7 protein-coding genes are annotated in these 9,455 nt (G+C 31.0%); 4 read left to right on the forward strand and 3 right to left on the reverse strand.

What is annotated here, in order from left to right; genetic code table 11:
* Positions 1–54 precede the first annotated feature (54 nt).
* The 4 genes from AC07XN_RS21395 (at position 55) to AC07XN_RS21410 (ending at position 7,167) form a co-directional block, all read left to right on the forward strand.
* Complete coding sequence (locus tag AC07XN_RS21395; protein ID WP_494744525.1) at positions 55–2,790, forward strand: tetratricopeptide repeat protein; 2,736 nt, start codon at positions 55–57, stop codon at positions 2,788–2,790.
* A gap of 299 nt (positions 2,791–3,089) precedes the next feature.
* Positions 3,090–4,253: an anti-phage 6A-MBL system MBL-fold protein gene (gene mblB / locus AC07XN_RS21400; RefSeq protein ID WP_494744526.1), complete on the forward strand. Its 1,164-nt coding sequence runs from the start codon at positions 3,090–3,092 to the stop codon at positions 4,251–4,253.
* A complete protein-coding gene (gene cap2-3, locus AC07XN_RS21405; protein ID WP_494744527.1) occupies positions 4,234–6,522 on the forward strand; it encodes an anti-phage 6A-MBL system cap2_3 protein in 2,289 nt (762 codons plus the stop codon). Before mblB ends, cap2-3 begins: the two co-directional genes overlap by 20 nt.
* 15 nt (positions 6,523–6,537) lie before the next feature.
* The gene (locus AC07XN_RS21410; protein ID WP_494744528.1) at positions 6,538–7,167 is read left to right on the forward strand and encodes a hypothetical protein; all 630 of its coding nucleotides are present in this window, start codon (positions 6,538–6,540) and stop codon (positions 7,165–7,167) included.
* A gap of 207 nt (positions 7,168–7,374) precedes the next feature.
* Here the strand turns inward: AC07XN_RS21410 and AC07XN_RS21415 are convergent, their stop codons facing one another.
* From AC07XN_RS21415 to AC07XN_RS21425, 3 genes are all read right to left on the reverse strand, one after another.
* The gene (locus AC07XN_RS21415; RefSeq protein WP_494744529.1) at positions 7,375–7,878 is read right to left on the reverse strand and encodes a hypothetical protein; all 504 of its coding nucleotides are present in this window, start codon (positions 7,876–7,878) and stop codon (positions 7,375–7,377) included.
* Between the two features lies 1 nt (position 7,879).
* Positions 7,880–8,269 (reverse strand): hypothetical protein, encoded by a 390-nt coding sequence (locus tag AC07XN_RS21420; protein ID WP_494744530.1) that lies wholly within the window; start codon positions 8,267–8,269, stop codon positions 7,880–7,882.
* Positions 8,250–9,455, reverse strand: a 1,206-nt coding sequence (locus AC07XN_RS21425) for a hypothetical protein (RefSeq protein WP_494744531.1), incomplete at its 5' end; no start/stop codon positions are given. The genes AC07XN_RS21425 and AC07XN_RS21420, both read right to left, overlap by 20 nt.

The raw sequence follows: 9,455 nt of genomic DNA on the forward strand, positions 1-9,455 counted from the left end.
TTATTGAAGATTAAAAAAAGTTGCTAATTTTGACGAAAGTTTTATCGTCAAAATATGGGCAATCAAGATATTTATTTAAGAAATAACACAGGAAGTAAATCGAAGTCTTCTATCATTGATGGATTTGTAGTTCGAACAAATGAGTTTGAACATATCAAAAATGCTTTATTGAACACAGATAGTGATGGTAAATTCCTAAACAACATTATCATTGGCCAGCGTGGAGCTGGAAAGACTACTTTGATGCATAGATTGAACTACGCAATACTAGATGAAAACCAACTATCAGAAATTTATTTACCTATAATCTTCTCAGAAGAACAATATAACTTATCTGATCTAACAAATCTTTGGGAAGCCGTAGCTATTTGTATTGAGGATAATTTTTATAAAGAAAAACTGTCAGATTCTATTGATAAAATTATCGATACTCAAGAAGACTATGAACAAGCATCATTTACGCTGTTGCAGAAGTTTTTAAAGTCAAAAAATAAAACTGCGATTCTATTTATTGAAAATATAAACTTTTTTCTGAAGAAACTTAATGAAGAAGAGAGAAAAAGGCTTAAATCGATTTTAACCAGTAAATCTCATTTTAGGATAATTGGATCATCTACTTCATATAATGACGGGACTATTGATTTTGGTGACCCATTTTACAGGTTTTTCAATACTGTACAATTGGATGGCTTGACACAAGAGGATTGCGAAAAACTTCTGATTAGAATCGGTGTGCAATACGGAGAAGAGGAACAGATAAGGGAAATTATTTATAGCTACCCAGGGAGAGTTGAAGCATTAAGAAGGTTGACCGGTGGTGTCCCAAGGACAATATCTTACCTTTTCCAAATTTTTTTAGATAACGAGAATGGTAAAGCTATTAAGGATCTTTACCTTTTAATTGACACTTTAACATTATTGTACAAATCTGAATTAGATCAGTTATCCACTCAACAACAAAAGGTTATAGATGCTATAGCTAGAAAGTGGGATGCTATTTCCGTTAAAGAAATTGCAAAACGAACAAGATTAGAAAGCAAAAACATATCATCAATCCTGTCATATTTAGAAAAAAATCAGCTAATTGAAAAAATACCTACTTCTACAAAGAATCATTTATACCGAATAAAGGAACGCTTTATGAATATTTGGTATTTGATGAGATTTGGAAGGAAGCATGACAAAGAAAATGTGATATGGCTAGTGCGATTTTTCGATGCATGGTGCGATGAAAGTGAACTTACCAAAAGACTTAAAAATCATATTAGTAATCTTAAAGATGGTAAATATGATGTTGCTGCTGCAATCGATATGGGCAATACATTTTTGTCTTGTGAAAACATTCCAGACAACTTAAAAGAAGAGTTGATTAGTACTACCAATTCCATTTTGCCGAATAGACTGCTAAAAGGTGCCAAGACTTCTAAAAAAGATGTTTTAGAGGATATTAAAAAGCTAGTAAAGGATGAGCGTTTTGATGAAGCTGTTAGTCGGCTTAAAGACGTGGAAAATAAAGATGTTGATTATTTTATACTAGCGACATCTGTATATTTAATGCGAGGAGATCATCAAAAAGCACTTGAAGCTGCAAATTCAGCGTGGGACTTAGATAATCAAAATACATTCATATCTCTTACGTTAGGAATTATTCACGACCTTCATTTAAATGATCCCGATACCGCTATAGAATATTATGAAAAGGCTCTAACACTGCCACATCCTCATCCGTATGCTGCTAACAGGCTTGGTAGCATCTATAAAAGGAAAAAGGATTATGAATTGGCAATAAAATATCACAATCAAGCTTTATCCAAAAACTTTAAGCAATCGCAACTCTCTTTAGGAAATATATACTTAGAACTTAATGATTTTGAAATGGCTGAAAAGTATTTTAAATACGCAGTGGAAGCAAAATTAGATAAATCCTATACTGCTTTGGCCAAATTGTTTTCCAAAATGAAAAAGAAAAAGGAGGCTGAGACAGCTCTTCTTAAAGCAGTTGAAGAAAATGAAGAGGATAGCAACATAAATCTGGGGAGATTCTACCTGTTGAAAAGTAGACCAAGTTTCAAAAAGGCAGAGGAGCAATTTAAGGTGGCAATTGAGAAGGGTGAAATTGATGGATATAATCAACTAGCAAGGTTATATATAAAGAGAAAACAAAATGACAAAGCCATTGGCGTTTTTGAAGAAGGAGTGTTACATAAAGATGCAGAATCGGCACATCAGCTTGCTCATCTTTTTAACAGAAAAGGCATGTTCGAGAAGTCGGATGAAATGTTTGAGAAAGCTATCGAATTAGGAGATATTTCAGTGATTGGGTGCTGGATACAGAGCATCTATAGGTCTAAGAGAACGGATAAGAAAATATTTGCACAAGAACTACTTGAAAAATATAAACCAAACGATACAAATAGTCGATTCGAATTACTCTATGCTAAAATACTTTTGTGGAATGATAACCTGACGGAAGCGATAGACATCGTAAAAAAGCAAGCTGTTATTTTACATAGTAGTAGTGATGACGATGATAATTATTCTAACAGGATATTTTCTGAACTTGTAGAATTTTTCCTGTTACTTATTGCTAAAAAAGAATATACTGTAGCTTTAGATATGTTTAGCGCGTCAAATGGTTTGGATCTTAAAACTATGCTAAAACCAATATATTACTTATTGATGTACGAGCTTAAAGAAGGTTTTCCAATGGAATATCTCAAAGCAGGTAAAGAACTTACAGAAACAATTAATGATTTAAAAAAGGAGGTAGAATATTTGAGAAAGAAATAGAATATAAATGCGAATAAAAATATTAGAGAAATTCAAGCATAGCTTATGAAATGCGACAACTTAAACTATGCTTAAAATTTCAATTATGACCCATTATTTGGAAATGGATAATTTGATATTGTTATTAGAACAACACAAAAATAGACAAACCCATTATTTGTGCAAATATAATTGTCATTTTCTTTTTTACGATGGTCGATTATCATCCGGCTTTACTAATATTTCTGCTGGGACTATCCTTTTCAGGTAATTGGATAGGCGATGTGAATTATAATATTAATTGAAAAAAAGAGAATTAAATGGCAAATGCAATTATTAAGTATTACCCAGTGGACAACGGAGATATGTCCTTAATAACGCTGGAAGACAAAACAACTATTTTAGTTGATTGTAACATCAGGAAGTGTGATAATGAAGACATCTATGATGTGAAGAAAGATTTATTACAAAGTGTACAAAATATTAACGGTGTTCCTTATGTTGATGTATTTATTCTTACACATGGTGACCAAGATCACTGTAGAGGTTTAAAAAAACACTTCTATCTAGGTGACCCTGAAAATTATTCAGAGGCTGACAAAAAAAAAGAGCTTATTCGGATTGATACTATGTGGTTTTCTCCAATGATTGCAGAAGAAAACTCAAATGATGACGAAGATGCCCACCAGCTAGAAGCGGAACGTCGACTCAATCTCCATCGTAATAAAAATCCTAAAAAGGATGATCCTGGTAATAGAATTAAAATTATTGGTTATGATGGAAATCAAGACTATGAAGATTTAAATCATTTAAGAGCTATACCAGGAGATATTGTCACTCGGTTTAACGATAAAGATCAAATATTGTTCTCTATTTTTATTCATGCACCATTCAAGGAGCACCTTGAAGCACTTGGAGATGATAAAAAGAATTCCACAAGTATTGTATTCCAAGCTAGATTTAAAAATACCTTTTATCAACAAGGCTTTTCTACTCTTGCAATGTTTGGAGGGGATTCTGACCATACCTCATGGTGTATTATTTTAGAAAAAACTAGAAAATACAAAAATGAGCATGCGTTATTTTGGGATTTGTTTTTATCTCCTCATCATTGCTCTTGGTCATTTTTTAATGACAGGCCTCAAGCAGAACATCCTGACCCGAAAGAAACATCTTTAAAAGTCTTAGATTATAAGAGAAACAATGCTAAAGTGATTGCTTCAAGTAAGAAGATTTTAAATGATGATGATAATCCACCGCATTATGAGGCTAAGTGCGAGTACGTTAAAAAAGTAACTGAAGGTAATTTCCTTAATACAACTACTTACAACATAATTAACAAAATTCCTCAGCCAATTGAGTTTGAGATTACATCTCAAGGAATTGTAAAACCAAGGCAGACTGAAGGTACAGCTAAGGTTGTAGGAAGTGCAAGTTTAGGTACTTTAAACACCCCTTCAAAATATGGAAATGGAGAAGTTTAGTGACGGCTTACCGCTTTTTCCCATGAATATAGAGAATCCTGAACTCCAGGATTCTCTTAAATCCCTAGAGAACCTGAAAGGTGATAAAATAAAAATTTTAGATTGGGGAAATAATAAAATCGCCATTCCACTTGAAATCGGCGTTGATTTACCCAATTTGGGTAATTTTGAAAATTTGGATATTAGAGGAGTAGAACCTATTATTTTAGTGTTTGATTTAATCAATTATCCAGTTTCAGCTCCAAGAGTATATACTAATAGATTAGATTTTCCAAAAAATAACCTTGCTCATTTATATGTTGCAGTCAATAATCGTCCACCTGCTTTTTGTTATGTAAGAGGTAATGCAGATGAGTGGTATGCAAATAAGAGGATTGAAGACCTTGTTATACGCATAAGTAATTGGCTTAGAGATGCTGCTACAGGAGAATTAACTGAAAATGGTGAACAGTACGAACCGTTGAGGCTGGAAGGATATTCTGGGAGTATAATTTATGATTATGATACCATTCTGACTGTTATTACAAATAAGACGGCTGTTGAATTTGGAGATAAATTTTCAATTGCTTTGTTTGAACGTCCTAGTAGTGAGGGAAGATATACATACAAATTTGTTAAGCTCATTACTGACAAGAATGTACTTACCACTATTAAGGAAGTTGATGAGGAACGTAAAAAAGACAACGAAGATGTTACAAGAAAGAGATATTATTTCGGATATGTACTATGGAGTGAAGAAGATGTAGTAAAACGAGAATATGAAGTAAATATTCCAAGATCATGGGAAGAATTCAAAACGTTCTGTGAGTATTACAATATAAAACATCAAGACTTTGAGAAATTTATCACTATTTATAATGAAATAAACGAGTATATCTATTTTCCTGTAATAATTGGAATACGTAGACCTAGTCAACTGATTGGCTATTCATCGAATATTGAATTCATAAACCTACGCTTTAAGGTAACTTCTAGCGACATTGAAGATGAAAAAATTATCAATAACGTATCTATCGATATGCTATCACACAATCAGCCTCTAACTAAAAAATTAGCTAGTAATATATCAGGCTGGAATATAGCTTTAAATAATGAAAGACACGTTGTTTTTGGATGTGGTGCCATCGGTTCTAAGATAATAATGCACTTGGCAAGATCTGGACAAACAAACTTGACTTTGATTGACCCAGATTATATTTCTCCGCATAATTTAGTCAGACATGCCTTGTTTGGAGATGATGAGGGACAAAATAAAGCAGAAGCATTAGCAGAAAAAATAAAGAAAATATATCCTTATGAACAAACGAATGTTAGAAGTGGTACATCTTTTAAAGAAGGGCTAATAGACAAGAAAGAAACTTTCGAAAAGTATAATTGGATATTAGATTTTACTGCATCCGAAGCATTCTTTAATAAATTAGTTACGTTAAAAAGTTTGGATACAAATAAAGTTGTTAGTGCATGCATTTCAGATTTTGGAAATTTAGGAATAATGTATAATGAAGGTGAATCAAGAAATCCAAGAGTAGATGATTTACAATCATATTTATACAGCCTATCAGAGAATAATAAAAATATTCAAAGCTGGCTTCAAAGAGAACAAAAAACAGCTCAATCAAGTAGTTTAATTGTTCAAGTGGGTGTTGGCTGTAATTCTGAAACCACAATTTTATCAGATGATAAAATATCATCACATGCTTCATACTTTTCGGGGGTTCTTAAGAGAGAAATGGCTACTTCGACTAAGCATGGGAAAATTTATTTAAACAATATTATAGATACAGAAGATTACAAGATTGAAACACAAGTGTTAAATGTTAAACCATTTGATGTTTTTCAAGCTGTTAATGATTCTAGTTGGACGATTCGTTTTAAACCGGGCATTATTGAACACTTAGCTAATGAATTTTCACTTGCGGGACAAACTGAAACGGGAGGTGTTTTTGTGGGTGTTTGTAATTATAAAACAAAGACAATTCATATTACTGGAATAATTACTGCACCTGTTGACAGCAAGAAAAGCCCTGTTCAGTTCATTAGAGGTCATAACGATTTGGCAGAGCAAATTTTAGAAATAGAACATAAGTCTGGGGGGCAAATTGGATATATGGGAGAGTGGCATACGCACCCTAATGGTCCAAATCTTCTTAGTCAACAGGATATGTTAAGTGTTAATCAACATAAAGTTGAATGTAGTCAACTACATACTCCTTTACCTGTTTTTTTATCTATTATGACCCCAACAGGATTATTTCCTTACATTTTCTAATCAAGGTATTTTTATATGGAGAAAGAAGTAAATTTAAAGTCAAAAAATACTCCTCAGCTATGGGTTTTATTATCAGCTAACATATTAATCCTATGTGGTATTGTGTTACCCGAGTATTTTAAAGAGCTAACAAATGGATTTGACCTTGTTTTTATCCAAAAATTTCTAGGAGCTTCTATAGCTCCATTATTATTGTTTGTGCTAAATGGACTTATATCTAGCAATCAAAAAGCTATTCTGGTTTTTTGGAAATTGAAAAATCCTTTACCTGGTTCTGAGGCTTTTTCAAAACTGAGTAAGGAAGATACAAGAATTGATAGAAAAAAATTGAAAGAGATTTACGGAATTTTACCTCAAAATCCAGTAGAACAAAATAAACTATGGTATAAAATTTATAAAAAGAATATATTAGATGTTATTGTTTCGGAGAGTCATGGAGCCTTCTTATTAGCAAGAGATTTAACATCATTATGTTTCCTTTTTATAATTTTTATCGGGATTCCTGTTCTTGTAATTGGCAAATGGCCAATTAGTATATATTATTTTGCTTTTTTGTGGTTTCAGTATTTTGTTGTAGTTATAGGTGCACAAAATAGAGGGAGAAGATTCGTTACTAATGTATTAGCAATAGAAACTAAGACATAAATTGACATTTTTTAGGATTGTAAAATAATGATATTTCTTAAAAATGAATTGTTAGCTCAGAATGCATTATTTAATAAAGTCAGAATTAATTAAATAGGCAAATTTGAGAAAGCAGAATTTTAGTAATTTTTATTAATTACAAGTCATTAATCGTAAAATAAATGTCTTGTAATTATTGATTAATCATTATTTTGAATAATGAGATACTTATTTTATTGGCTTAAACAAAATTTCTATAAGCTTACTTTTATTATGTCGAAGTTTATTTAAAGTATTTTTTACTTCATCTTCAGTATGAGTAGAATTTGCCAAATCTCCAATAAAAATATCTGACAATGGTACAATTACTTGGTTTGTAATCCTAAAAATAGAGGCTTGTTTCGAAGAACATATTATTGAGATTATGTCTGATTCAAATTCTTCTTTTAAATCTTGAAATTTTTTAGATTGAGCAACTTGAATATTTATATCATGATTAACTTTAAACAGAATTGATGAATTTTCATATAGTTCACAGGTATTTTTATAGAATTCATCGATTTTCTTTAAATTAGGTTCAATCAAAAACTTAGTGTACCATTCTCTCCTTATCTGTTCTTTTTGAAATATTCTGTTAATAACTATATTAGCAATAAAGGTTAATAAAACAATAAAAGCCCCAAGAAATGGGGCTAAAGTTGTATTGTCTTTTAAAAATTTCAATAAATCCATATTAATTTCTCAGGAGACTATCAAAAAAAACGCTTAATCCAGTTTTCTGCTGAAGAGAGTTTTCAGCATATTTAAAGCCATCGGTGATGTTTCTTTCCAAAAGTTTTTTTATTTCTAGGTTTGTATCTTCAAGAATGAATCTATATTTTTTGTTAAACTTTTCTAATCCAAGCGATTTAATACTGTCATACAATAATCCAAGAAAGAATGAAGGATTTATTGAAGTTGTACCTTGAGGAATACGAATATTAACTTCAGTACTATCATCTTTATCAAATTTATCTAAGTCAATTTCTTTCCTGACTTTTTCACCTTGTGGGCGACCAGTGAAAACAGTACTTTGACTAACCTTAAACCTATTAAGGTTGATGTCAATCTTTTCCTTTTCCATTATCATTTATTTTATTTGTTAAATATTTCTCGTTAATGTAAATTCTTGCGTATAACAAAGTTCCAGGGAATTCACCATTTCTGTGAAAAAGTGACTTTGAATCAGGAAGTTTGTCAAAACTCTTTTCAGAGTTCAAAGTTAGGCAATTAACTCCATCCTTCTCAAAAGGAGCATACTTTTTTTCACATTTTAGAAATGTATGCCCACTTACTATTTGCATAATTGGTATATAGTTTCTATCAACATCTTCAAAATCACCTATCGAAAAAAAGGAATTTATAAAAGATATTGTCCCCGTCCCTCTGCTTTCACGTTCAAACTTTAATCGACTAACCCCTTCTTGAAGAGAGTAAAGTGTAAATAGATTTTCATCTGTAAATTTATCACTCCCTTTAATTTTCTTTTGTGAATTTAAAAATGATTCTAATTCGTTGAACATTATTGCATTATCTGCTTTGGTTTTTTGGAATCCTTGATAAATTGAATCGCCAAAATTTAAAAAGCATAGGTTCAATTCTCCAACAATATCTTCAGGGTTACCAGTTTCTTCTTGAAAAAAATTAGCTGCAACATACCATTCGTTAAATGAGCCGTGATCTTCAGCATTATTAAGAATTTCTGATATCATTCCATCCAATTTATTTTTTCCTTCAGAAATCAATTCAAAATTATGAGTGTCTAAGCATTTGTCAACATATTCAACGATTTTAGTTGTGTATAAACCTTTTTTATTTTGATTATAGTGTTTTTGAGCTTTTTTCCCCTCTAAAAATATTGCAGACTTAGGATTAAGCTTATCGTCTTCTCTCCCTAAATTAAAATAAGGAATAAGATCAGAAACAACTAATAAATTATTAACTTTTTTAGAATTTTTAGAGGGACAAATTTTAAAAACAACATTACTACTTAAAACTGTCAGCTTTTTATCTAACATTTTTTTTATACTTTTAATTTCTTTAAGTAGTCTTGAAAAAAAAAATAGAGCTGGGAAATCTGTGTATCTTGTATAAGTAAAATCAATGGTAACTTCATCGTTATGATAATACAATGCTGATATTATCTCTTTTATCATTCTTATTGTATACTCATAATTATTTTCCAAAGTGAAATCATTTCCTATCAAAAAATATTTTTCATACTCTTTTTCTATAAAAAAATCTTTAGAAATTAGGAAGTCATATAAGGG

It is taken from the genome of Arcicella sp. GW458-12-2-14-TSB2, from assembly GCF_059423785.1.

Coding starts and splice junctions, on each gene's coding strand:
- AC07XN_RS21395 (WP_494744525.1), top strand. CDS start 55: ATGGGCAATCAAGATATTTATTTAAGAAATAACACAGGAAGTAAATCG.
- mblB (WP_494744526.1), top strand. CDS start 3,090: ATGGCAAATGCAATTATTAAGTATTACCCAGTGGACAACGGAGATATG.
- cap2-3 (WP_494744527.1), top strand. CDS start 4,234: ATGGAAATGGAGAAGTTTAGTGACGGCTTACCGCTTTTTCCCATGAAT.
- AC07XN_RS21410 (WP_494744528.1), top strand. CDS start 6,538: ATGGAGAAAGAAGTAAATTTAAAGTCAAAAAATACTCCTCAGCTATGG.
- AC07XN_RS21415 (WP_494744529.1), bottom strand. CDS start 7,878: ATGGATTTATTGAAATTTTTAAAAGACAATACAACTTTAGCCCCATTT.
- AC07XN_RS21420 (WP_494744530.1), bottom strand. CDS start 8,269: ATGGAAAAGGAAAAGATTGACATCAACCTTAATAGGTTTAAGGTTAGT.